General features: G+C 38.8%; 18 protein-coding genes and 1 pseudogene. 9 read left to right on the forward strand and 10 right to left on the reverse strand.

The features are described 5' to 3' along the window. Positions 1-23: 23 nt before the first annotated feature. From B091_RS0104685 to nadB, 4 genes are all read right to left on the reverse strand, one after another. Entirely contained in the window at positions 24-1748 is a 1725-nt protein-coding gene (locus B091_RS0104685; RefSeq protein ID WP_018108851.1) for a fimbrillin family protein, read from the reverse strand. 62 nt (positions 1749-1810) lie between these two features. Next, entirely contained in the window at positions 1811-3328 is a 1518-nt protein-coding gene (locus tag B091_RS0104690; RefSeq protein WP_018108852.1) for a fimbrillin family protein, read from the reverse strand. 236 nt (positions 3329-3564) lie between these two features. Continuing rightward, positions 3565-5211, reverse strand: a complete 1647-nt coding sequence (locus B091_RS0104695) for a DNA/RNA non-specific endonuclease (RefSeq protein WP_018108853.1) — start codon at positions 5209-5211, stop codon at positions 3565-3567. A gap of 358 nt (positions 5212-5569) precedes the next feature. Then, the gene (gene nadB, locus B091_RS0104700) at positions 5570-7135 is read right to left on the reverse strand and encodes an L-aspartate oxidase (protein ID WP_018108854.1); all 1566 of its coding nucleotides are present in this window, start codon (positions 7133-7135) and stop codon (positions 5570-5572) included. Between the two features lie 109 nt (positions 7136-7244). Between nadB and B091_RS0104705 the strand changes: the two genes are divergently transcribed. From B091_RS0104705 to dacB, 3 genes are read left to right on the forward strand one after another with little or no spacing between them, the layout of a single operon-like run. Further along, entirely contained in the window at positions 7245-7664 is a 420-nt protein-coding gene (locus B091_RS0104705; RefSeq protein ID WP_018108855.1) for a PH domain-containing protein, read from the forward strand. A 24-nt stretch (positions 7665-7688) separates the two neighbouring features. After that, a complete protein-coding gene (lpdA, locus tag B091_RS0104710; protein WP_018108856.1) occupies positions 7689-9035 on the forward strand; it encodes a dihydrolipoyl dehydrogenase in 1347 nt (448 codons plus the stop codon). Next, positions 9032-10426: a D-alanyl-D-alanine carboxypeptidase/D-alanyl-D-alanine endopeptidase gene (dacB, locus tag B091_RS0104715; RefSeq protein ID WP_018108857.1), complete on the forward strand. Its 1395-nt coding sequence runs from the start codon at positions 9032-9034 to the stop codon at positions 10424-10426. Before lpdA ends, dacB begins: the two co-directional genes overlap by 4 nt. Before the next feature lie 5 nt (positions 10427-10431). Here the strand turns inward: dacB and B091_RS0104720 are convergent, their stop codons facing one another. The 5 genes and pseudogenes from B091_RS0104720 to B091_RS11770 form a co-directional block, all read right to left on the reverse strand. Continuing rightward, on the reverse strand, positions 10432-11043 hold the full coding sequence (locus B091_RS0104720; RefSeq protein ID WP_018108858.1) for a porin family protein: 612 nt from the start codon (positions 11041-11043) through the stop codon (positions 10432-10434). Between the two features lie 81 nt (positions 11044-11124). Further along, complete coding sequence (locus tag B091_RS0104725) at positions 11125-11346, reverse strand: DUF2795 domain-containing protein (RefSeq protein WP_018108859.1); 222 nt, start codon at positions 11344-11346, stop codon at positions 11125-11127. Between the two features lie 81 nt (positions 11347-11427). Then, complete coding sequence (locus B091_RS0104730) at positions 11428-11991, reverse strand: cob(I)yrinic acid a,c-diamide adenosyltransferase (RefSeq protein WP_018108860.1); 564 nt, start codon at positions 11989-11991, stop codon at positions 11428-11430. Positions 11992-12014: 23 nt separating this feature from the next. Further along, entirely contained in the window at positions 12015-12602 is a 588-nt protein-coding gene (locus B091_RS0104735; RefSeq protein WP_018108861.1) for a hypothetical protein, read from the reverse strand. A 64-nt stretch (positions 12603-12666) separates the two neighbouring features. After that, positions 12667-14937: pseudogene (locus B091_RS11770) on the reverse strand (GH92 family glycosyl hydrolase). 335 nt (positions 14938-15272) lie between these two features. Here B091_RS11770 and B091_RS0104745 point away from each other — a divergent pair. Together B091_RS0104745 and B091_RS0104750 are read left to right on the forward strand one after the other, a co-directional pair. Continuing rightward, the gene (locus tag B091_RS0104745; RefSeq protein ID WP_018108864.1) at positions 15273-17132 is read left to right on the forward strand and encodes a 2-oxoacid:acceptor oxidoreductase subunit alpha; all 1860 of its coding nucleotides are present in this window, start codon (positions 15273-15275) and stop codon (positions 17130-17132) included. Continuing rightward, entirely contained in the window at positions 17129-18139 is a 1011-nt protein-coding gene (locus B091_RS0104750) for a 2-oxoacid:ferredoxin oxidoreductase subunit beta (protein WP_018108865.1), read from the forward strand. Before B091_RS0104745 ends, B091_RS0104750 begins: the two co-directional genes overlap by 4 nt. Before the next feature lie 16 nt (positions 18140-18155). Here B091_RS0104750 and B091_RS0104755 read toward each other — a convergent pair whose 3' ends face one another. Next, the gene (locus tag B091_RS0104755; protein ID WP_018108866.1) at positions 18156-18848 is read right to left on the reverse strand and encodes a ComF family protein; all 693 of its coding nucleotides are present in this window, start codon (positions 18846-18848) and stop codon (positions 18156-18158) included. Between the two features lie 150 nt (positions 18849-18998). On the opposite strand from B091_RS0104755, the gene B091_RS0104760 reads away from it, so the two are divergent. From B091_RS0104760 to topA, 4 genes are all read left to right on the forward strand, one after another. After that, positions 18999-19550 (forward strand): NUDIX hydrolase, encoded by a 552-nt coding sequence (locus tag B091_RS0104760; RefSeq protein ID WP_018108867.1) that lies wholly within the window; start codon positions 18999-19001, stop codon positions 19548-19550. Positions 19551-19622: 72 nt separating this feature from the next. Beyond that, entirely contained in the window at positions 19623-22643 is a 3021-nt protein-coding gene (locus B091_RS0104765; protein ID WP_018108868.1) for a tetratricopeptide repeat protein, read from the forward strand. Continuing rightward, a complete protein-coding gene (locus B091_RS0104770; protein WP_018108869.1) occupies positions 22643-24316 on the forward strand; it encodes a porin family protein in 1674 nt (557 codons plus the stop codon). Before B091_RS0104765 ends, B091_RS0104770 begins: the two co-directional genes overlap by 1 nt. 124 nt (positions 24317-24440) lie before the next feature. Continuing rightward, entirely contained in the window at positions 24441-26900 is a 2460-nt protein-coding gene (gene topA, locus B091_RS0104775; protein ID WP_018108870.1) for a type I DNA topoisomerase, read from the forward strand. The last annotated feature ends 80 nt before the right edge of the window (positions 26901-26980 follow it).

Genomic DNA, 26980 nt, shown 5'->3' on the forward strand with positions numbered 1-26980 from the left:
AGCTAACAGAGAGCATTATATTTTTATTTCTTACCTGATAGTTTGATATCAGTTATACGAGTTCCCGTATTATTATCAACAGTGAACTTCAAAGAGCTGAAGTTTGATGGAAGACCTGTAAGCTTCACAACATAGAACTTCTCAAAGTAACCATCCGCTTTAGTTATTACAAAAGAAGGTACAGCGACTTTAGTATCATCACAGAACACGTTTATATTCCCTAAGTCAAACTCACTACCTGCATTAAACAAGTTAGTAGTTACTGCAAATTCGAGCTGAACATCACTAAAGCCCGTCAAATCAAAGCCTTCAATCACTAAGTTTCCTCCTTTTTCAGGAAGCCAAATATGATTATCTAACTTTGACGTGCTTCTTACATCAGTCTTTCCTTCAGCACCAGCAGTATCCTTAAATGTCAAGTTTTTATTATCATAGTTGGTATATTTACTTAAGAGTGGCCATGGTTTAGCAACTTTTGTAGACTTACCAAATGTCTCTAAGAAGACTACTTGCTCAACGCCTGGTTGAGAAGTTCCAGCTGCCTGACTAACATTAACTACAGCTACACTTTGTCCACTAGTAATCGTCAACTTTCCACTACGTGCATTACCAGAGTTTACTAAGGCTTGAACATTTATGGTTTGATTTCCATTACCTGAAGTAACATCAACACTTAGCCACGCTGCATCACTTGTAATAGTCCAAGCCAAGCTTGAAGTAATATTAAGTGCAAGAGCTGAAGCGTCTTTAGTAAAATTCAACATCGACTTATCAGCAGTCAAATCATTACCTTCTGTTGGTTTTGGGTCTGGATCTTCACCACCAGGAGTAATAATATCAACACCATTATCATCATTACCTTCTACCCAATCTTCAATTCCCCCTTCAGGATTAAGTGTAGCCACGCTACCATCTTTAGAGAGTTGGATTCTGAATGTATATTTAGTTCCAGCAGCCAAGTCAAACTCTTTCTTTGAAGTCCAAGTAAACTCCTCTGCACCGAGTGTAAACTTAACGGATACATTTGATCCTAATTTTTGACCAGGAATCAGAATAGCAGATACCGATGATCCATTAACTTTAGGCTGAAGCATAGTCGCATCACCCGAAAGAGTTATAGCACCAGTTTTAAGATCGAATGAACCCTTGTTGATAAGCCCTTGTAGATCTTTAGCACCTAAACCAGCAAGTGATGGATAATCGGCCGTTGGCTCAACAATAAAGATAAGCTTTGATAGTTGATGTGAAAAGGTCATGTTAGCAGGACCTGCTTTCTCAACGTTCTTCAAGTTGTTTGAGTACAACACATCAATATCTTGAGGTTTTGACTGGTCGTTAACATCTACTGCTAAAGAAAAGTCTGTAATTGGAGTCGTAAAAGGATAATAAGCAATAACATCAATCTCAGTTTTACCATCAAGGGCAATAGCCTGAGCAGGATTAGCTGCTACGAACTTAGCTGTTTTTCCAGCCGATGTTGTAGTGTGTTTAATATTCGACTTGCCGTCAAATATATCTGCTTCACTTAATCCCGTACCTGCTTTAACAGCATATATACCTATGGCATCACCCGAAGTCCAATCGGAATCGATTGCTCGACCTACAGCTCGAGAAGAAATATTAGTGTTAAACGTAACATCATTTTTTCCACTAGGATCGCGACCTTCATAAGTATCACGATCGTTGGAGCAAGCTCCTAGAAGAGCAATTGCTCCTAGTCCAAACAATAAGGATTTTAACTTTTTCATTCTGTTTTATTTTAAGATAAGGCCCAACGAACGAGTCATCAAGCTTTTTTTAGTTAGTTATATTATTCTGTTTTTAGCCCCTTGATCACAAGGTTATCTAAGCGAATACCTGTATAGTTTTCGGTACCTGTTTTAAACTCAAGGGTTGAAAAGGATTTATCTATTTTTACTCTAACTCTATAATATGCACTTTCATAGTTGTCAAAGGCAATTACTTCATCATCAGTTTTTACCTTTTGACCATCAATATATACATGAATAAAATTAGCATGTATGTAGTCCGACTTTCGTAAATCTCCAGTCATGTCGAAGCTCAACTCGATATCCTTAAAGTTTTGAGTGTTGATATTCGAGATGCTGAGTGTTGGCATTATATCTTCAGGAGTAGCTACAGAAGAGTCATAGGCAGGAAACCAAATATGTTTATCCCCTTCAAGGAAAGCAACACGTGCACGAGCAGCAACCTTACTTCCTTTATTACTAAAAGTAACACCCGAAGTGGAGAACTCATTCTTCTCGTCAAACTCATAATACTTTAAGTCCCATTTCTTTCCATCGTTAATACCAAAAGTCTGATTCATTACAACCACCTCCTCACCAACAGTCGCATCATCACCAGGTTTAGTCTCTTCATTAGGATCCTCAATATCACCTGATTCAGATTCGTCTGGATTTAAAACCTCAATATCATCATCTACATTGCCTTCAGTCCAGTCGGTTACAGTTCCATTGGGTTCAAGAGTCCAACTGCCATCTGCATTAATAGTCATTTTATAGGTATAGATTTTGCCCGACTCAATAGTCACATCGTCGGTTGGCGTCCACACATATTGCTTACCCTCTAAAGTGACAACCACCTTTGCGTTGCCTATTGTTTGACCAGGTAGAATAAGTGTCTGAATATTTGCTTGAACAGGACCAGCTATCACTGTCGTTTTTAGGTTATTGACGCTTTGATCATCCACTAATACCAAACCAGTACTTAAATCCAAAACTCCTTTGGTTGCAATGCCTGATAAATTATCAGCTTTTAAACCAACCAGAGTATTTACATTCTCGCCAGGAATAACTTGAATTATCAACTGAGACAATACATGTCCAAACTCTAAGTTAGCTTGCTCACCAGCGCGTAAGCCTTTAGCATTATTAGAGTATAATACATCCTCCGGCTTATTCAAATCCAAGGGATATTTACAGTCTTCAATAATATTCTTATATGGGGCGTAGCCAATGATATCAAGACTACCTTTTTTAAGCTGAATGGATTCAATTTCTTTAGCCGAACTGAATATTGCCACATCACCTGTAGATAAGGAAGTGTATTTAATATTTATTCTATTATCATAGGCTGTTGCATCTGAAAGTATTTTTCCACTTCGAACAGCATAGAGTCCGATAACATTCTTACCAGCCCTATTTTGAGTGGTTATCTTATCAGTACCCAAAACTCTACCGATTACTTCAATAGTGGACTTTCCACTATAATCAAAGCCGTCATACGAATCACTGCTGTCGCTAGAACATGCGCTCAACAGTAAAAAAACAGCCAAAGCTGAGAACATAGATTTAAGCTTAGTCATATTTACCTATTTAAAGATTAATAGCTTATTGAGTGAGGACTAACCTCACTCAATAAGCTATTGTTTTTTGATTTATTTATATTCCTATTCAGAGCTTGAATATAAGTCTCACCAGCGCTCCTTGTATGTGATACAAGTGTATAAACCCTGCAAGAAGCTTCGAACCTCTTATTGATTAGGTCTATGCATATATTTGTCATTGGTTTTTTCATATTCAAGGGTATTAGTCTTATTTGCTACCACTGTGAGTTTACAATTACCTCTTTATCCTCTGCAGGTATAGATGGGAAGAATGTAAAACCTGTTTCTTCTTCTAAAGCCTTAACAGTAACACGGAAATCATCGTAATGCTCACCTTTAGTATGAACTCTTTGCTCAAGTCGATAACCCAAAGTATAGAACTTGCCTCCAACTTTTTTGGCTACTACCTTATAGTAGTATGTCGGGATTGCTGTAGGTTCACCATCCTTGGAGTGTGCATACTTGATTTGGCTTTTATCTTTAGGCAAACCAGCACCTGTCACCACCCATAGTGTATCGTTACCTAGCACATAACCTCGAACAGCTTGCTCTAAATGAGCCCAAATATCTCCATTTAGTCCATTTTGAATTTGAGGAGTCATGTTCGAATAATAAAAAGTGGGCCTATTAACAGCGGCATCAGCAGTACGGTCACCACTGGCAATCTGATGTCCACGTGAGTAGTTCTCTTTATAGCTAGATTTCAGGTTAATTTGATAACCTCTATCTATAAGTGGATCGTAAGCCCATGCATTAGTACGTTTAGCACTTCCAACATAGTTTTTATGTTGAGGGTAAGCTACCCAGTGAGCTATTTTATACTCTTTATCATATAGCATCGTAAAATTACGCTGCGGATTTCCATTGGCATCCTTCAACAAATTAGCACTCGCACCAGATGGCACATTATGCACCACAAACTGCGTATTTGCAGTTTCATTACCTTGAGGGGTTTCAAAGAAACCGTATTTTTGTTCAGGTTGAGGATCTGGATCAACACCACCGGTTTCACCAATACTAATAGCTTTGGTGTAAACACGACCTTGCTCCCAAATCCAACCAGCATCCTTATGATTGTTCCATCTTGCTACTTGTCCATCCTTTAGCGTAATTTTCACCGTAAAGTCTTGAGCTTTCTGAGTAGGAAGGATTAAAGCATTGATTGTCATTTCACCGTTTAGAAGTGTATAAGGAAGATTAACAACCTCCACAACACTTTGGTCAACCAATACCACACCAGAAATCAAGTTGAAATCAGCTTTAGCATTGAAGTTTGTCAGTTCAACTTTAGCTCCAGTTAAGTCGTACTTTTTTGATGTTATAGTTAATTTCAAACGGGACAGTACATGTTTGAACCTAAGCTCGGGTTGAAGTAATAGATTAAAATCCTTTAGGTTGTTAGAGTACAACAAGTCGATTTTATCAATATCTAGCTGATTAGCTAAATCAATGGGGTAAGTAAAATCCTCAGATATTAAGACATCAGATTTATAAGGGAAGTACGCAATAAAATCTTTTCTTTCTGTAGGATAAGGAACAGACGGCGTACCTGGTTTTGTTGAGAATTGGCCTAGACCATTTAAAGTTATAAACTCGCGATTATTAAGGTTAGCATCTACAGTAGCTTGACTGTTTGGCTTTCCTGTTTCAAACGAAAACAATCCAATTGCATCATTTGCTTCCCAGCGATTACCAGTTTTTCGCGTCGTTGCATTTTCTGCTGTAGATCCTTCTACATAGCTTGAAAATGTTAATTGATCGCGATCGCCTTTACCTGGGGAATTTTCAATAAAATTATGACTATTACAACAATACAAAAAGATTGCTAATGTTGCTAATAGACCTGCTTTAATACTCCTCATAGTCTTTATAATGTATTATAGTTGACATCAAAGTTACACACAAGTAACCTAAAGTGTAGTCATAAATAGTTAAAAAAATACACTCAACTAAAGTCATATCTTAAGTAACTTTAATTGGGAGTAACTTCTTAATAATATCTTAATCAATACGTCAACTAAAAAGTTTATTTAAAGAAAGATAGTCATTAGTTTAAAACTTTTAACGTATATAGAAAACAAAAGCTCAAAGGAAAAGTTTCTATACTTTAAATAACCCTTCAAAAAACCGACGTTTAACAGCTATACAAACAGCTACTACACGTCGATTTAGAATAAATATCAAAAAATCAAACATGCTATCAAACATGTCTAGACAAAATTATTTGAAGGGGTAATCTATATTATAATGCAACCCTCTACTTTCTTTACGATCAATAGCTTGTCGCATAATTAGGTAGCCTGTATTAATCATATTACGGAGCTCACAAATTTCACGGGAAGCATAGCTTCTCTTAAAAAGATCTTCAGTCTCTTCGTATAAAATATCGAGTCGGTCCCAAGCCCGCTTAAGTCGTAAATCACTACGTACAATACCAACATAAGTACTCATAATTTGATTGACCTCTTTAATGCTCTGAGTAATGAGTACCATCTCTTCGGGGGAACGCATACCTTCGGCATTCCACGAAGGAATTTCATTCTTAAAATTATAATTAGTAAACATCTCTAAACTATGCTTAGCAGCTGCATCTGCATAAACAACTGCCTCTATTAAAGAGTTAGAAGCCAATCTATTTCCTCCGTGCAGACCTGTGCACGAACACTCTCCAACAGCATAAAGCCTTTTAATTGATGATTGCCCATCAGAATCGACAAGTATCCCGCCACAAAGGTAGTGAGCTGCAGGCGCTACGGGGATATAGTCTTTGGTGATATCAATCCCTAAAGAGAGGCATTTTTTATAGATATTAGGAAAATGATTGATAGTTTGTTGCGGATCTTTATGGGTCACATCAAGATAGACATGATCATCACCTCTACTTTTCATCTCACTATCGATAGCACGAGCAACTATATCACGCGGTGCCAAGCAAAGTCTTTCATCGTATTTTTGCATAAAAGGCTCTCCTGCACAATTTCGCAATATTGCCCCATAGCCTCGCATAGCTTCAGTTATTAGAAAAGATGGGCGATCGCCAGGATGAAAGAGTGCTGTTGGATGGAATTGTACAAACTCCATATCTTTTACAGTTCCTTTGGCCCGATAAACCATTGCGATACCATCGCCAGTTGCCACAAGTGGATTTGTTGTTGTTTTATAGACAGCACCTACACCTCCTGTAGCCATCAATGTCACCTTAGCCAAAAAAGTATCTACCTGATTAGTTTCAGGATTTAGAATATAAGCACCAAAACACTCTTTACCGGGTGTGCGTCGAGTTACTTCAACTCCTAGATGGTGTTGGGTTAAGATTTCAATGGCAAAATGATGTTCGTAAACAGCAATATTGGAATGCTGCTGAATCGCTCTAATGAGACTCTGCTGAATTTCAGCTCCAGTATTGTCTTTATGATGAAGAATACGAAACTCTGAATGTCCACCTTCACGGTGAAGGTCGAACTCCCCCTGCTTATCTTTATCAAACTGGACACCCCAATTGACTAATGCCTCAATCTGGCTGGGCGCACCACGAACCACTCTTGCCACAGCTTCAGCATTATTTAACCAGTCACCAGCAATCAGCGTATCTTGAATGTGCTTATCAAAGTCGTCAACTTTTAGGTTAGTTACTGAGGCTATTCCTCCCTGAGCATAAAAAGTATTAGCCTCTTCAAGCTCAGTCTTACAAATTAGGGCTACAGAACCTTGGTCTGCAACTTTCAAAGCATAACTCATTCCAGCAATGCCTGATCCTATAACAAGAAAATCATATTCCTTAACCATAAAACTCATATCATTAGAGATATACAAAATTATAAAATTACTTAATACTTTTTTAGTTTTAGTTGGGATTAATTTTTTTAATTCAGTAATTTGTAGCATAAAAACAGTAATGAACAGAACCTTTCACTCAAGAACTCGTTGGGATCAGCTCTTTTTAACGCTGATTATCACAGCAATATGCTTCTACATGGTTTGGGAAAAACAGATCATTTTAGCCACGGTCTTAACCATTCTGCTCATCATTATGATTGAGAGAATTATCCATACGGCATATATGCTAACAACAGATAATAAATTAATTATCAAGAGGGGGCGGTTCTCCAAAGTAAAAATCATAGATTTAGAGTTAATCAAAGATATTCAGCTTAAATCAACTACTAAGTTTGGCTCTTTCTATCTTACAAGCTATGTACTTATCCTATGTAAACCCAAAGAGTATATTGCCATCACACCAGCCAACCCACAGCGGTTTATTGAAGCAATTATCAAGAGAAAAGAACACTATATAGACGACGATTTTAGTGAGTAACCTAACATATAAAGTATTTAGACTATGAAGAAATATCAAGTAGCAATTATTGGTGGTGGACCTGCTGGTTACACTGCTGCCGAAAAAGCAGGAAAAGCTGGACTAAGCGTTATTCTATTCGAGAAAAGAGCATTGGGAGGTGTCTGCCTTAACGACGGATGTATCCCTACCAAAACACTTTTATACTCAGCCAAACTATACGACACTTTCAAAGAGGCCAAACGATTTGCCCTAGAATGTACCGATTTTACTTACGATTTTAAGAAGATTATATCACGCAAGAATAAGGTTGTCCGTAAATTAGTCTTAGGTATAAAAGCAAAAATGCAAGAGGCTGGAGTAACTGTTATTGAGGGTGAGGCACAACTTAAAGATAAAAACACCATCATTTGCAACGATGAATCCTACACGTTTGATAACCTAATTATTTGCACAGGATCAGAAACCTTTGTACCTCCTATCAAAGGGATAGAAAACATCGACTACTGGACACACGAAGAGGCCCTATCAACCAAAGAACAACCAAAATCTCTGATTATTGTGGGAGGAGGTGTAATTGGAATGGAGTTTGCTTCATTTTATAATAGTCTAGGAACAGAAGTTACTGTAGTAGAGATGATGGATGAAATTCTGTCTGTCATGGATGCTGAAACAGTTCAAATTCTCCGAGACGAGTATACCAAACGTGGTATCAAGTTTATGACAAGCACTCAAGTGATGAGCTTTGGTAAGAGTGGTGAACTACTCAACGCCACCGTGGTCTTTGAGGGTGAAGAACAATTTATCGAGGCCGAGAAGATCTTGATTAGCGTAGGCAGAAGAGCAATGCTAGACAAACTAGTAAGCCCAATAGGACTTGAGCTTAATGAGCGTAAACAAGCAATCGTGAGCGATAAACTACAAAGTAATATTCCACATGTTTATGTTTGTGGAGATGCCAATGGAAAATCACTGCTAGCGCACACAGCTATTCGTGAAGCTGAGGTAGCGGTAAACACTATTCTGGGGATGACTGATACTATGAGTTATCAAGCTATTCCAAGTATTGTTTATACCAACCCAGAGTTAGCAGCTGTTGGACATACTGAGGCCTATTTGATAAAACACAAGGTATCGTACACTAAGAAAACATTACCTATGACTTTCTCCGGTAGATTTGTAGCCGAGAACGAGGGATTCAGTGGTCTTGTTAAGATACTGATTGACACCAAAACAAAACACATTTTGGGTGTACATATCATAGGTAACCCTGCATCCGAAATTATCACATTGGCTGCAATGGCCATCGAAAACAAACTCACTGTTGATCAGTGGAATAAAATTGTATTTCCACACCCAACAGTATGCGAAATATTTAAAGATCTGTTATGATTAAAAGCTTTTGCCTTACTCTGATATTCTTATTGGGACTACCATTAGTAGGATCTAGTCAAACCAATATAAGTGAAGAAGTAAGCCAACTTATAGATAAATACCTACCTCAGAGTTCTGAGGTAGGTATTGCTGTTTATAACCTGACCACGAACCAATGGGTATATAAACATCAGGGGCACAAACTCTCTAGACCAGCCTCAACGATGAAGTTGATTACGGCCATAGCGGCACTAACCTATGATGCCGAACCCTTTGAGACCTCATTATGGTATAAAGGTGAAATAAAAGACGAAACACTTCACGGGGATCTTTACATTATTGGAGGATTAGACCCAGAGTTTGGAAATACAAAAATGGATCAACTCGTTACAGCAGTCTCAGCACAGGGAATCAAAGAGATTAAGGGTAATATTTATGGCGATATTTCTTTGAAAGACTCACTCTATTGGGGTACAGGATGGGGGTGGGACGACAATCCGAACTCTTATCAACCCTATATATCACCTTTGATGTATAACAAAGGAAAGGTGAGCGTGATTGCTAAGCCTCAAGCTCAAGGGCATAAAGCCAAACTTATTCTTACACCTGAAACTTCCTACTATACACTAACCAATCAGACTCAAAGTAAGAATCCTAGTGCAGGTAAGTTTAAGGTTACACGCAAGTGGTTAGAAAACAAAAATGACATTATAGTCAAAGGAAACGTAGATAGATACAGAGTTCAAGAGATAAACATGCAGAATTCGGGGCACTATTTTTTACATGTATTCTGCGAAAAGTTATCCGACAATTACATCACTATCAATGGAGGATATCAAACGACGGAGTCAACACCCACAGATGCAGAGCTAATTTGTACCATAAACACACCCATAGAAGAGGTGCTTACTGCCCTTCTTAAAGATAGCGACAACCTCAATGGTGAGGCTATTTTGGTAGCACTAGCTAAAAGAGATAAAAGAAAACATATCCACGCCCAAGACGGAGTGAAGTATATCGAACAACTGGTTACACTAATAGGCGACGACCCAAGTAAGTATCGGTTCGCTGACGGTTGTGGACTATCTTCATACAATCTGATCAGCGCAAATCTACTCGTAGAGCTGCTGAAATACAGCTATAGAGACAACGAGATTTATGATAAAATCTTGCCAGCTTTACCTGTCTCTGGTATTGATGGTACACTGGCCTATCGAATGAAAAGCACCCCAGCTTTTAGAAAAATAAAAGCTAAAACCGGTACCATTAATGCAATCAGCACCCTAGCGGGTTATGCCGAAAACAGTAAAGGCGAGATTTTAGCTTTTGCTATACTGAATCAAAATATAATAAAAAGCATACATGCAAGGCGATTTCAAGACGCACTGTGTAGCCTCTTATGCAGGTAATTCACTCAAAATAAATAAGCGAATGAAACCTGCCAGATTTTAGATTTATACGATGAGTTTAAAGCCTCATCCGCTCCATCTATGATTTTGCTTGTTGCAGATTTGCTCAGAGGGATATTGTAGTTTATGCCCAACTGATAATGGGTAAACAGACGTACACCACCACCTACATTAAAACCTACTTGTGCCTTTTTCTTACTAAACTTCATACTATCGGCAATTTTAAGATCCTTATCGATATTAAAGAAGAAGTTTGGACCCGCTGCCAAATAAACAGAAGCTAGTTTGGATAAGCCAAAGCTGTATTTTAAGTTAACAGGAATATCAAAGCCCGACTCAGAGAAGTTCTTATTCCCCTCGTCAGTTTTCACTCGGCCTTCTCTTGTTGAAAACAGAAGTGCTACATCAAATCCTAGCCCGACAATCGGAACTTTTGCATCAAGCATAGGACCTACAAAAAAGCCTACTCGGTTGCTAGAGCTAAAGTTTTCGGGTACATCACTGAATGACATTTTCGTCATGTTCAACCCACCTTTAATACCAAATTTAAGTTGGGCATTGGCTGCAAACGTGAAAGAAAGCAGCATTATAACTAATAAACCAACGTTCTTTTTCATAAACTATACATATTAAAAATAGGAAAGAAAATTCCAACTTGTTTACACGTTATATTTTCTTTCCTATTCAATTTTTTGTGTCTAATACTCATCTTCATTGAAGAAGAAGTCTTCGTTACTAGGGTAATCTGGCCAGATATCCTCTATACTTTCATAAACCTCACCTTCATCTTCGATTTCTTGTAGGTTTTCAATAACCTCTAATGGAGCTCCTGAGCGTGTTGCGAAATCAATAAGTTCGTCCTTGTTTGCAGGCCATGGAGCATCTTCTAATTTAGATGCAAGTTCTAATGTCCAATACATAGTCTTAGTAGTACTTTTTATTTATATTAATGATAATTGAATTTTATATTTCATTTTCGCACAAATATAGGATAATATCTATCATTTACAATTTGTATCCCAATAAATTTCGGTTTGATCGGAGTCGTGATTCAATTTGCGCGATAAGACAAAGAAGAAATCGGACAAACGATTCACGTAGCAGATCAAATCTTCCGAGACAGCTACTTTTTCTGATAACTCAAGTATCCTACGCTCAGCTCTACGGCAGATTGTACGGCACACATGAGCCAATGCTGAAGAAGCCGTACCACCTGGGAGTACAAAGGTTTTTAAGTTGGGCAGGTTGGCATCATAAATATCAATCTGTTGCTCCAACTCTTGAATCTCTTCGGGTAGGATAATAGATGTTTTATGAAGCTCAGTCTTCTCTTGGTCAGTAGCTAAGTGCGAACCAATATCAAATAACTTGTTTTGAATACCTCTAAGAAACTGAATATCTTCAGCTATAGTCATGTTTGCTATAAGGAGTCCCATGTGAGCGTTAAGCTCATCAACTGTACCATAAGCTTCCAAACGAATATCAAATTTTGGAACTCTTGTTCCTCCAATTAGGCTGGTTTTCCCTTTATCTCCTGTACGGGTATATATAAAACTTTTCTTCATGTTGTTTATATTTACTGTTAGTTTTAAAAGTTAACAATATAATCTTGTTTATTCCTAGACTTATTAAAAAATAAAATCCCCAAATCATACAAATCGAATGAGATTCCCGATTTTTCGTCTTTAATAAGTTCGCTCCATAAGGTTTTCATCTCCTTAGAATAACCAATACCATAAATTATTAGCATGGAATTTTCGTGAAGACTGGGCCAAAGAGTACCAATTTCATTTACTAAATCCTCCATTGGGGTTTGATACGAAAGGTAAGCTAAATCCACGCGTGCAAAGTCACTAAAACTCGTGCTTATCTGGACATCCGACCTACTCCAACGCATCACCTTAGGCACAAAACTATTTGTACTTCTATATACAATAGTTTTAGGCTGAATAAAGTTCACCAAACGAAAAATTAATTTTAGGATTCGCTTAGATTCGTCTCTACTCCGAGGTAATTCATTAATCAACTTGTAGTTATAAAATTGACCTCTCTGGTAAAGAACAGTAGTAATAAAATTAAAAGCAAAGGGAGAGTGTACTCCATACCCCCGACGTTTACGAAATCTTACAGCCCAAATAAATGGCTTTTTTATCTGATTTATATAATGCTTCAACATGGTAAAATAAAATAAGCAGCAAGTTACGTATAACCTACTGCTTATTATTAATTATTTGTTCAATTTATTTCTGCTTTGAAAAAGAGTAAGGTGCATTTTCATCGAGTGTACCACGAGTCTTATTAGGTTTTTCACTCATGATATAATCTATTTTTGCACCATTTAGGAACTCTTGATGTGTAAAGAAGTTGTTATTATACTCTTTACCATTGAGCTTGATCTCATCAATATAACAGTAGTCGGTATTGCTAGACTTAAGCTCTACCTCTTTGCCGTTTTCAAGATGAATCTTAACCTTCTCAAAAAGTGGAGTACCTATAACATACTGATCACTCCCTGGGTTAACAGGATAAAAGCCCAGTGCGGAGAAAACATACCATGCCGAGGTTTGACCATTATCTTCATCACCACAGTATCCATCAGGATTGGCTGTGTAAAGACGATCCATCACCTCACGATTCCAATATTGTGCTTTCCAAGGCTCACCTCCATAGTTATAAAGGTAAATCATATGTTGAATCGGCTGATTGCCATGCGCATAATTACCCATGTTCATCACCTGCATCTCACGAATTTCATGAATCACGGCACCATAATAGCTCTCATCAAATGAGGGTGGTACACTAAATACAGAATCAAGCATAGCTACAAAATCCTTCTTTCCACCCATAAGGTCAATTAATCCTTGTGGATCATGGAATACTGACCAAGTATAGTGCCAGCTATTTCCTTCGGTAAAGGCATCACCCCACTTGAGTGGATTGAATGGGCTTTGGAAAGAACCATCTTTATTTTTACCACGCATAAGCTTGGTTTCCTTATCGTAAAGGTTCTTATAGTTCATAGCACGTTCTTTGAATGGCTTAAGCTCTTTCTTAGATTTGCCTAGTGCCTTACCAAGTTCGTAGATACACCAGTCGTTATAAGCATACTCAAGTGTACGTGCAGCATTCTCGTTAATACCAGTATCATAAGGAACATAACCTAGCTTGTTATAATACTCAAAGCCTTTTCTACCCGTAGAGCTAATTTCAGGGTGTACCGCATTAGCACCGTGTACAACCGCATCCCATAGCACGTTAATCTGATCCGATTTTACACCTTTTATATAAGCATCAGCCACAATCGAGGCCGAGTTGTTACCAATCATACAATCTCTATGACCTGGGCTTGCCCATTCTGGTAAAAAGCCACTCTCTTTAAAGGTATTGGCAAGACCCTCTTGAATTTTAAGATTTTCTGAAGGATAAACCAAGTTAAGTAATGGGAAGAGAGAACGGAAAGTATCCCAGAAGCCTGTATCGGTAAACATATAGCCCGGCAATACCTCACCCGAGTAAGGGCTATAGTGCACTACCTGACCTGCAGCATCGTATTCGTAGAAACTACGAGGAAACAATACCGAGCGATAAAGACTTGAGTAAAACGTACGCAGATTATCAATATTGTCATCTTCGACTTCTATTCGACCCAATATATCGTTCCAAATAGCCTTAGACTCCTCACGAAGCTCTTCAATTGAGTTATTACCTAATTCTTTGAGGTTTAACTGGGCCTGATCAAAACTGATAAAAGAAGATGCAACCCTAGCATAAACCTGCTCACCACGCTTTGTTTCAAAGCTTAAAATTGCACCCGAGTGGTTTGATGTGTTTTCTAGAGCACTTGTTAACTCTTTATCGTTAACACCTTTAGCCAGTTTGAAGGGCTTATCAAACTCAATTACAAAATAGTTTTTGAAGTTATCAGGTACACCACCACTGTTTTTAGTAGTATAACCAATAACCTTGTTTTGAGAAGGAATTACCTTAACATAAGATCCATTATCAAATGCATCAATAATAATATTTGACTGTTTATTTTCAGGGAAAGTAAAACGGAATAGAGTAGCTCTTGAGGTAGGTACAAGCTCGGTAACAACATCGTAATCGGCCAGATATACCTGATAATAATACGGAGTTGCTGTTTCAGCTTTGTGAGCAAACCAACTCGCACGCTGATCTTCATCAAAGATAGGGTCACCTGTCTGAGCCATTATAGAGAACTGACCGTAGTCGTTAATCCAAGGACTGGGTTGATGGGTTTGTTTAAAACCTCTGATTTTATCGGCATCGTAGGTATAGGTCCATCCATCGCCCATTTTGCCAGTTTAAGGAGTCCAAAAATTCATTCCCCACGGCACAGCAACAGCTGGGTAGGTATTTCCTGTTGAAAAGGAATGTTTTGATTGGGTACCAACCAAAATACTAACATAGTCTACAGGAGTATATTTCTTAGCGAAGATTGAGGTGAAAATGGCTAAGAATAAAAACATAAGTGTACTTCGTAGCTTCATATCTCATAATATTATATTGTAGCCAAATATAATAAGAACGAATTAGAATATAGACAGATAGAGGATTAAAAAGCGTTTACGAAGCCTATTAAGTTCGAAATAAAACCAGTCACTGGTTTATAGCAAGCCAGTAAGTGGTTTACCCCTGACAACTAAGGCATAAGACTGAAACAAGCTAGTCACACAAGACCACTTTTGAAGCAAGTTATAGTTTCAAAGCCTAAAAGAAGATTTAATTTGCAATTATGCTTGATATTCTTTAGTTATTTAATACATTTAAAACCTATGTAGACAGCAAGATACCCAATAAATTAACCTATTTAAAAAGACCTCTTATGGATACTGCGAATAATATTCTAAATATTGATAACCTTGTGATCTGTTTTGCAGGCGATTCGGGCGATGGCATGCAGCTTGCAGGTAATTTATTTTCTAATGCTTCGGCCATCATGGGAAATGATATCGCTACATTCCCCGACTACCCTTCTGAGATACGTGCTCCTCAAGGGACATTGGGCGGAGTTTCGGGGTTTCAAGTCCATTTAGGATCAAGTAAAGTATATACCTCTGGAGATAGTTGTGATGTACTAGTAGCAATGAATCCTGCCGCACTAAAAGTTAATACCGGGAGAATAAACTCACGAACAGTTATTATAATTGATAACGATTCGTTTACGGCAAGAGATCTGGCCAAAGCTCAATTTAAAACAGAAAATGCCTTTGAGGAGTTAAATCTTAAAAATCAGGTCGTTGAGATTCCAATTACCTCTATGTGCGTTGAATCTCTCAAAGCCTTAGATCTTGACCAAAAATCGGCATTAAGATCCAAAAACATGATGGCTTTGGGCCTCGTGTGTTGGCTATTTAATAAACCTCTAGAGATAATAGAACAACTCATATCAAGAAAATTCAAGAATAAGAGCGAACTCATTATCGAGTCAAATATCAAAGTACTTCGAGACGGCTACAATTTTGGCTACAATACGCATGCATCCATTACAAGATATAGCATTGAACCCCTGACCACCCTCGAAAAAGGGGTTTACATGGACATAAACGGAAACAAAGCAACCTCTTACGGATTAGTTGCCGCTGCACAAAAAGCAAACCTAACCCTCTATTTGGGTACTTATCCCATAACACCAGCAACAGACATATTACATAACCTAGCTAAACTCAAAAACCTAGGAGTAATTACCGTGCAGTGCGAAGATGAAATTGCTGGGTGCGCAAGTGCACTTGGAGCTTCTTTTGCTGGATGTTTGGCCGTAACAACCACTTCAGGACCTGGATTATGCCTAAAGAGTGAGGCTATAAACTTAGCTATAATGACCGAGTTACCTTTAGTTGTTATTGATGTGCAACGTGGTGGACCCTCTACAGGACTACCCACAAAATCGGAACAAACCGATTTGCTTCAAGCACTCTATGGTAGAAATGGTGAAAGCCCTATAGTTGTAATAGCAGCCAGCTCATCGGCCAACTGCTTTGATGCAGCCTATTGGGCCAGTAAAATAGCTCTAGAACATATGACACCTGTTATCCTGCTGACCGATGCTTTTGTGGCCAACGGGGCTTCAGTTTGGAAACTTCCAAACTTAGAAGATTACCCCAATATCAATCCACCCAAAGTAAAGGGGGAACGTCCAGAAAACTGGTCACCCTACTTAAGAGATTCTCAGAGCCTGGTTCGCCCTTGGGCAATTCCAGGCAACGAAGGCTATATGCACCGAGTGGGTGGGCTAGAAAAAGATTATGTTACGGGAGATATCAGTTCAAACCCAAAAAACCACGAGCGAATGGTGGCCACACGCAAAGCAAAAATTGAACATATAGCCTCGTGTATTCCTAAATTGGAAGTTGAAGGAGATCAAAAAGCAAAAACACTTTTAGTGGGTTGGGGTAGCACCTACGGCCATTTGCTCGAAGCTATGAATTTGCTTGCCCAAGAAGACTGCCCATTAGCTCTAGCACATTTCGAGTTTATCAATCCCTTCCCTATCAATACAGAAGCAGTTTTGAGAGGCTACGACAAAATAATTATCGTAGAACAAAACTCTGGACAATTGGCTCTTGTGCTTAACGGTACATATAAGGGACTAAACACTTTTGCTTATAACCGAGTGGACGGACAACCTTTAAATACGCAAGAGTTAGTCTCAAACATTAAATCAATTATGGAGGACAAAAGATGAATAAGCTAAACTATACCCCCAAAGATTTCAAAAGCAATCAGGCACTTCGCTGGTGTCCTGGCTGTGGTGACTATGCATTAATCAACTCGCTACAAAAAGCCATGGCAGAGCTTGCTGTGCCACCACATCAGACCGTAGTAGTTTCAGGCATTGGTTGTTCATCGCGCCTACCCTATTATATTGAAACTTATGGTATGCACACCATTCACGGTAGAGCTGCAGCCATAGCTACGGGTGTAAAAGTTGGTAACCCCAAACTATCGGTCTGGCAAATATCAGGCGATGGCGACGCACTAGCAATTGGTGGTAATCACTTCATACATGCTATTAGGCGAAACGTTGACTTAAATATGATCTTACTAAACAACAGGGTTTACGGGCTTACTAAGGGACAATATTCACCTACCTCACCTCGGGGATATATATCGGTTTCATCGCCCTTTGGAACTGTAGAAGACCCATTTAGGCCAGCAGAGCTTGTCTTTGGAGCTAGAGGAAACTTCTTTGCTCGCTGCGTTGATGTTGATAGTGCTCCCTCAGTTGAGGTGTTATGTGCTGCAGCACAACACAAAGGAGCAGCTGTTGTTGAGGTACTCCAAAACTGTGTGATATTCAACGACGGCTCACAAAAACTAGTATCAACCAAAGAAGGAAGAGCCAACCATGCACTCTACCTCAAGCAAGGTGAACCCATGCGCTTTGGCCCTAACCTAGAATTTGGAATTATTCAGGATGGATTTAACATCAAACCTGCAAAAATTGGAGAAAACAATATAACCCCTGACGATGTACTAATCCACGATGCCTACAACCCAGACAATACACTTCAGCTCAAATTGGCGATGCTAGATGGAACCAACGGGCCAATAGCCCTAGGGGTAATACGAGCAGTCGAAGCTCCAACTTATGATGCAGCGATTCATCAACAAATTGCTGATCAAAAAACAGGAAAACCCAAGAGCCTTAATGATATAATGTTGGAAAATGAAGTTTGGGAAGTCAAGTGATGGAGTCTAAAACAAGCTAGCTTTTAGATATAGCAAAAGTTAATGCCGAAACCCTCAAGTGTTCTACACCCAATAGAGCCTCTCGACAGGCAATTAAGGTTGCCCCAGTAGTCAATACATCGTCAAGAAGTAGAACATGCTTACCTGCTAACTCGTAAAGAGGGTTACAAGTAAATAGATGGGGTGTGCTTGAGCGACGTTCAAGTACACCCCTAGTAGTTTGAGAAGGTGTTGCCTGAGTTTTAATTAAAGCATCTCCCAAAATAGGTATTGGATAAACCATCTGAATGCCTTTAGCCAACCATTCAGCCTGATTATAACCTCTTATTTTTAGCTTAGAAGAGTGTAAGGGAACGGGAATAATATAATCTATCCGCTCAAAAAACACTTTTGGGAGTTGTTTGGCCATCAACCTACCGAGTTTTAAGCCCATTTTCTTATCACCTCTATACTTAAGCGACAATAACAGGTGAGTGTATGGCGATCCTTTAGAGTAATTCATAAAAGATAATACCTTTTCAAACTCCACAATCCCCCAAAAGAGTCGATCGGCATCATTATCGTTAGCATATTCGAGCCGTGCTAGCGGCATATCCTTAATACATTTAAGGCAAATATCTACTTCATTGTCAAATAAAGCAGCATTACAAACCTTGCAAATTGGAGGATATAAAACATCTAATAAGCTATTTATAATTCTTATTTTCACAGCATTAAAAGTTATTATTATTTTAAAAGTATAGATTTTGAAACTATTGATAGCTACATTAGACCTTTATTCTGTAAAAAAGATTTGTTTGACGAGATCATTCTCGCATTCTTTTATTTTTAGTATTTTTGCTAAACAAATATGCATATTATGGAACACCCGTTAAAACAGTTTGTTAACTGTCCCAAATGCGGATCTTCACACTTTAACATCCACAACATCAAGTCGAAACAATGCGAAGATTGCCACTTCACTTATTACTTTAACCCCTCTGCAGCGACTGTTGCAGTAATTTTAAACGATAAAAAAGAGATCTTAGTATGCAGAAGAGCAAAGAACCCTGCAAAAGGTAAACTCGATCTACCTGGAGGATTTGTTGATATGCACGAAACTGGAGAGCAGGCAGTTGCACGCGAAGTAAAAGAAGAAACAGGATTGACCGTTAATCAAGTAAACTATCTATTTTCACTGCCCAATTTATATTTATACAGCGGGTTTGAGGTACAGACACTTGATCTTTTCTATAAATGCGAGGTAAACCAAATATCCTCTCTAGAGGCCAATGACGATGTTGCTGAAACTTTTTTTCTGCCTATGAGTAGTTTAAATGTTGACGATTTTGGTTTACAATCCATCAAAGAGGGTGTAAAGCGTATATTAAGCAATAAAATGCTACTAGATATAAACAACACAAATAAATAGGTGTTAGTAATAGTTACAATGCAATTGTATTCTATATTTGCAAAAGTTCAATGATAATTTGAAAAAATACATATGAAGAAGAAATTAATTCGAGGATTATGTGTACTGATGGCTAGTGCTCCCTTAGTACTCAATGCTCAAACGAGTACCGCTATAAATTCGCCTCAAAGGCTTTTCACCGAAGGCAAAGCACTATTTCAAGACCAAAGTTTTGCTGCTGCTATCCCCTCACTTCGAGCATTTATCGGAACTAAACCTGAGGCTTCTTTGGTTGAACAAGCCGAATATATGTTGGTTGTAGCTGCATATAATCTTAAAGATATCAATAGAGTTGAGCTTCTTGAAGAATATATGGAGACTTACCCTGACTCCCCCAACACGAATTATATTAACGGTTTACTAGGCTCTGCATACTATTTTGATGAAGAGTTTGAGTATGCCTTAGCCTACTTCAATTCAGTAAATTTAGATTATTTACCAACTGCCGATCGCAACGATATTATCTACAGAATGGCTACTTCTTTTCTTAAAGTTGGCAAACTAGACGAGTCAATCGCTTGGTTTGAGACCTTAAGACAAACTAGCACAAGCTATAATAAAGATAGTCAATACTATATTGGCTACATCCGTTATACTCAAGGAAAGTATGATGCAGCACTGAAGAACCTCCTACCACTCCAAACAGATCAAAAGTATGGAGAGTTGGTTCCCTACTACATCGCTTCAAGCTACTTCATCATGGGCCACTACGATAAAGCTCAAAATGTAGCCGAAGGATATCTTACACAGTATCCAAGAAACAAATACAGCGCAGAAATGTACCGTATTTTAGCTGAGTCAAATTATCAATTTGCACAGTACAACCGTGCGATACAGGCTTTCGAAAAATATCTTGCCTCAGGCAGTAAGCTCGGTAGAGGTTCGGCTTATATGTTGGGGATGTCTTACTACAATACAGGAGTATATAGTAAAGCTGTAACCTATTTAGGTCAAGCTATTTCGGACAAAGACGACACATTGACTCAAAATGCCTATTTAAACTTAGGGCTTAGCTACTTACAATTGGCCGATAAAACTAATGCGCGTATGGCTTTTGAACAAGCCTCACGTAGCAATGCAGACCTAGCAGTTAAAGAACAAGCTCTATATAATTATGCTCTTTCAATTCACGAAACCTCTTTCTCTGCGTTTGGTGAATCAGTAAACGTATTTGAACGATTCTTAAATGAATTCCCTTCCTCTAAATATGCCGATAAGGTTAGTGACTACTTAGTTGACCTGTATATGACTACTCGTAGTTACGAGTCTGCACTAAACAGTATCGCTAGAATTGATCGCCCAAGCCCTCGTATTCTTGAAGCAAAACAAAAATTACTCTTCCAAATGGGAGTGCAAAACTTTGCAAACTCAGACTTCAACCAAGCTATCGATTACTTCTCAAGCTCTTTGGCTCTTGGACAGTACAATGCTCAAACCAGAGCTGATGCAGCCTATTGGCGTGGAGAGTCGTATTACAGATTGGGTGACTTTAACCAAGCAGCTCGTAATTTTAAAGATTACTTAAGCTTAACACCCATCCGAGAAGGCGAAACTTATGCTCTAGCACATTATAACTTAGGTTACATTGCATTCAATAAGAAGAGTTTTGATGAAGCAGAAAATTGGTTCTCTAAATACACTCAACTTGAAACTGGAGATAATAGAATAGCACTTGCCGATGCTTTTAATAGAAGAGGCGATGCATATCTACAAAATAGAGCCTTTATTCAAGCCAAAGGAAATTACACAAGAGCATTAAACACTTCGGCTCAAGTTGGAGATTATTCTATCTACCAATTGGCCCTTGTAGCAGGTCTACAGAGGAACTACGCTGAAAAAGTAGCGCTACTTTCTCGTTTATCTAGCGAACACGGAGATTCTCCCTATGTTGCTCAAGGTCTATACGAAAAAGGACGTGGCTATATACAGCAACAACAAAACAACGAAGCCATCCGTACATTCCAAGATTTGATTGCCAAATTCCCCGAAAACGCTGTGACTCGTAAGGCAGCAACTGAAATCGGACTACTCTACTACCAAGACGGTAACTACGACCAAGCCATCAAAACTTACAAGTGGGTGGTTGATAAATATCCAGGAAGTGATGAAGCGCGTTTAGCTATGCGCGACCTTAAATCTCTCTACGTTGACCAAAACCGTGTAGACGAATACGCTGCATTGGCTGAGTCAATCACAGGAGGTATAAAGATGGAGGTTACCGAGCAAGACTCATTAACTTATATTGCAGCCGAAAAAGTATATTTAAGAGGACGTGATCAAGAGGCTAGCCAAAGCTTTGAGCGCTATTTAGAACGTTACCCTGCTGGTGCATTCAGTCTAAACTCACATTACTACTTAAGCGTTATCGCTAAAAAACAGGGCGATATTGAAGGTATGGTAAATCACAGTACGAAACTGTTGAGCTATCCTGATAATCCTTACTACGAAGAGGCCCTAATCATGCGTTCTGAACTTGCTTACGAAAACAAGCAGTATGCAGAAGCCTTAGATTTCTACAAGAGACTTAAAGATAAAGCTTCAACTCCTGAGCGTATATCAATGGCACAAGTAGGTCGAATGAGATCGGCTAAAAACCTAAACAATAATAACGAAATTATCTTAGCATCATCAGACCTTTTACTTATGAGTAAGTTGACTCCTGAGTTACAAAATGAAGCCCTTTATAACAGAGCTAAAGCCTACATTGCAGACAACAACAAAGATGCTGCTATGAAAGACTTGGTTGTTTTAGCTGGCGACACAAGAACTGCTTACGGAGCTGAAGCAAAATACTTAATTGCAGAGAACCTTTACAATAATAAGAAGTATCCTGCTGCAGAGAAAGAGGTACTTCAGTTTATCGAACAAAGTACTCCTCACGCCTACTGGTTGGCTCGAAGCTTTGTGCTTCTATCAGATGTCTATGCAGCAACAGGTAAAAACCTTGAAGCTAAGCAATACCTATTGAGCTTACAGCAAAATTACAAGGGTGACGACGACATCCAACTAATGATTGATACACGATTGGAAAATCTTAAAAGCATTAATGAGTAATGAAAAAAATATATATACTTTGTGCAACATTGCTAGCTTCGGTTTTAACGACTAGCGCACAGACAAACCCAAACGATACAATACTCAACCGTACGGTGGTGGTGGAGAAAGAGTTTAATCCAATTATACAAGGAGCATCTAAGGTAAATGTGCTTCCTAAGGTTGAAGAACCTACCATCACAGCCAAGAACGTGGAGTATGCGCAAGAAGCAATTCCGGCTAATGCAGTACCTGTCGCCTTAGTGAAGCCACTACTTGCCAAAGAGTTTGAAGCAAACTCTCTACCGGGATACCTACGCCTAGGCTATGGTAACTATGGCAACTTAGATGCTAGAGCACATTATACTTTCAAGCTTTCAAGCAAAGACTTGTTGGGAATTGACTTTAGTGCTTTAGGCATGAATGGCAAACTAGACAACCCTTTTAGCAATGATAAATGGAAATCAAGATACTACAAAGCTGGTGGTGCATTAGACTATAAACACCAATTCGAGCGTTTAGATTTACGTCTATTTATGGGTATGGGTGTGCATAACTTCAACTATATTGATGTGAACAACACCAAGAACCAAGGCAAATTAGGTGACGACGACTTTAATTTCTACAGACCTAGACAGCGATTTACCAAAGCAAACTTTGGCCTTGCCCTAAAGTCGACCGATGAAACTGCTAGAATATTATACGACGTTACAGCGCAATTTATGCTCTACAATCGTAAAGATGATATTTTGGATTCTGAACTAAAAGAGTATCTAATGAATACCCAGGCCAAACTCTGGACGCTTTTGGGTAGCAATAGAATCGGTCTTGACCTAAACATGCACAACCGAATTCTTAATTCGGAATTAATCAAGAATTACACAACACTAGATATTAACCCATATTATGGTTTAGAGTTGGATAACCTTAAGATGAGACTTGGTGCCAATATCGATTTAGGTTTTGGCTACGGCGAAAGCTTCTTAGTATCTCCTGATGTCGATATCCAATATGTGTTTTCCGATAGCTATGTGCTATATGCTAAGGCAGGTGGTGGTCGAATAAATACCGACTTCCGACGCTTTGAAGCCTTATCACCATACACATTCACTGGCCAAAAGAATAGAGATACTTATGAGCAGCTAAATGCCTCATTAGGATTTAAGGCTAGCCCAATACCAGGCCTTTGGTTTAATATTTATGGAGGATTCCAAAAACTAAAGGATGACTTGTATCAAGACATTCCACAGGTTAACTCTCCTATATCTTATTTTGCCAACGAAGACACTAAAAATGTTTATATTGCAGCTCAAGCGAGCTATAATTATAAAAACATTGTCGAATTAGGGCTTTCTGCAGTAAATAGAAAGTGGAAAACCGACGGTTATAATAATAACGCCCTCTTATACAAACCCAAAACAGAGCTTGAAGCTAATATTGAGGTTAAACCCATCCAAGCACTTAGCTTAGCGGTGAATTATAGATTTGTTTCGCGCCAAGAGCCAAAAGTGTGGATAGAAAAGCAACCTGTTAGCGATATTAGCAATTTATCGATAAAAGCAAGCTACTCCGTAATAAAAAACCTATCCGTTTATGCAATGGTAGATAACCTACTGAATAAAAAATATCAGTATTATTATGGTTATCCAGTGCAGGGGATTAATTTTATGGCAGGATTTAGCTTTAAATTTTAATTTCAGAAGTTTGAACTAGCCTAAAAGTGGTTTTCACAAACCTTTTGAGGCTAGTTTCATTAGAGTCCTATATTAATTATGTTGAATGATTAGACATTAAACAATTATTTGTTTAACTATAGATATGCAAAAAAACCTAGTAATAGTTGAGTCCCCAGCCAAAGCAAAGACGATCGAGAAATTCTTGGGCAATGACTTTAAAGTCATGTCGAGCTACGGCCACATCCGGGATCTAAAGAAGAAAGATTTTAGTATTGATATTGAGAATAACTTCGAACCCTCTTACGAAATCCCTGCCGATAAAAAGGCTTTGGTTTCTGAGTTGAAGTCTGCAGCAAAAAAAGCTGATATGGTTTGGCTAGCTTCGGATGAAGACCGTGAAGGAGAAGCTATATCTTGGCATCTATACGAGGTATTGGGGTTGACTCCTGAGAAAACTAAGCGAATTGTTTTCCATGAGATCACAAAATCGGCTATACTACATGCCATCGAACAGCCTCGTGAGATTGACCACAACCTTGTGAATGCACAACAAGCTCGAAGGATTCTAGACAGAATAGTAGGGTTTGAACTCTCACCCGTACTTTGGAGAAAAGTTAAACCTTCTCTTTCGGCGGGTCGTGTGCAGTCTGTTGCTGTTCGTTTAATTGTCGAGCGCGAACGAGAAATTCAAAACTTTGAGACCACACCCGCATACCGTGTTACAGCCGTTTTCCTAATTCCTAACGATGAAGACGACACTTTTGTAGAGCTCAAAGCTGAATTATCAAAAAGACTTAAGACCAAAGAGGAGGCAGAAGCATTCCTTCAAAGCTGTAAGAGTGCTGATTTTACAATTGACGATATTACAACTCGTCCAGTAAAGAAAAACCCTGCTCCTCCATTTACGACATCAACTCTTCAACAAGAGGCGGCTCGTAAACTTAGCTTTACGGTTGCTCAGACCATGATGGTAGCTCAACGACTCTACGAGTCAGGGCTCATTACATATATGCGTACGGACTCTGTAAACCTATCGCAGCTTGCAATCAACACCAGCAAGCAAGCAATAACAAACATGTGGGGAGAACATTACTCATTCCCTCGTACTTTTGCAACCAAAAGTAAAGGTGCTCAAGAGGCCCACGAGGCCATCCGCCCTACCTACATGGAAAATGCAGATATCGATGGTACTGCACAAGAGAAAAGACTGTACGAACTAATTTGGAAGCGCACAATCGCCTCTCAAATGGCAGCTGCAGAACTCGAAAAGACAACTGCTACTATTGGTGCAAAAGATGTTGAAGGCAACTTCACAGCAACTGGAGAGGTTATCAAGTTTGATGGTTTCTTACACGTATACAGAGAGTCGTACGACGACGAAGACTTAGAGCAAAAAGACGAGGCAGCAATCTTACCACCACTTACTCTTGGGCAAACCTTACCTTTCCAGGGTATCATGGCAACAGAACGCTTTACACAACGTCCACCGAGATATACTGAGGCTAGTCTTGTTCGCAAGATGGAAGAATTAGGCATTGGACGTCCGTCAACTTATGCTCCTACTATTTCTACTATCCAAAACAGACAATATGTAGAGAAGGGAGACAAAGAAGGTGAAGACCGTAACTACAACCTACTTGTTCTACGTGATGGTCAAATCAAAGATAGCGTTGAGACAGAAGTTGTGGGCCGCGAGAAATCAAAACTATTCCCTACCGACGTCGGTACAGTAGTAAACGACTTCTTAACAGAATATTTCCCAGATATTCTTGACTACAACTTTACTGCCAATATAGAAAAAGAGTTTGATGAGATTGCAACAGGACATAAAGAGTGGACTGAGATCATGAAAACTTTTTATACAGGTTTCCATCCTGCTGTTGAAGAGACACTCAACATCAAAATGGAACGTAAAGTAGGTGAAAGACTCTTGGGAGACGATCCTAAATCAGGAAAACCTGTATCAGTTAAGATTGGTAGATACGGACCTGTAGCCCAAATTGGCACAGCCGAAGACGAGGAAAAACCACGCTTCTCTCAACTCCGAAAAGGCCAATCGATAGAGACTATCAGTCTTGAAGAAGCACTCGATTTATTCAAACTACCTAGAGATCTAGGTGAATTCGAAGAAGTTGAGGTAACTATTGGTGCGGGAAGATTTGGCCCCTACGTACGACATAACGGCAAATATGTATCTATACCTAAGGGTGTTGATCCACTCGAAATCACATACGACGAGGCATTAGAACTTATTCGTCTCAAAAGAGAGGAAGAAGCTAAAAGACATATAAAGTCGTTTACTGAAGAGCCAGAATTAGAGATTAAAAACGGTAGATATGGCCCGTACATTGCTTACAAGGGCAAGAACTACAAGATACCAAAAGATATCGTTCCTGAAGATTTAAGCTTAGAAGCAAGTCTTGATATTGTGAAGTTACAAGCCGATAAGGCAAGTAAACCTCGTAAGGCCAAAGCAAAAAAAGCAACAGGTACTACTGCAGCCAAAACAACAACTGCCAAGAGTGCAGCAACTAAGAAAAAGACAGCTGCAACTAAGAAAGCTTCAACAGCCAAAAAGCCGTCTACTAAAACAGCTAAATAACATTTAACTACATCAGGTAATAAAAACATAAAGCCTCGAAGTATAATACTTCGAGGCTTTATGTTTTTATATTTTGACTC

This window comes from Bacteroides propionicifaciens DSM 19291 = JCM 14649 (assembly GCF_000375405.1).
Taxonomy (GTDB): domain Bacteria; phylum Bacteroidota; class Bacteroidia; order Bacteroidales; family Bacteroidaceae; genus Bacteroides_E; species Bacteroides_E propionicifaciens.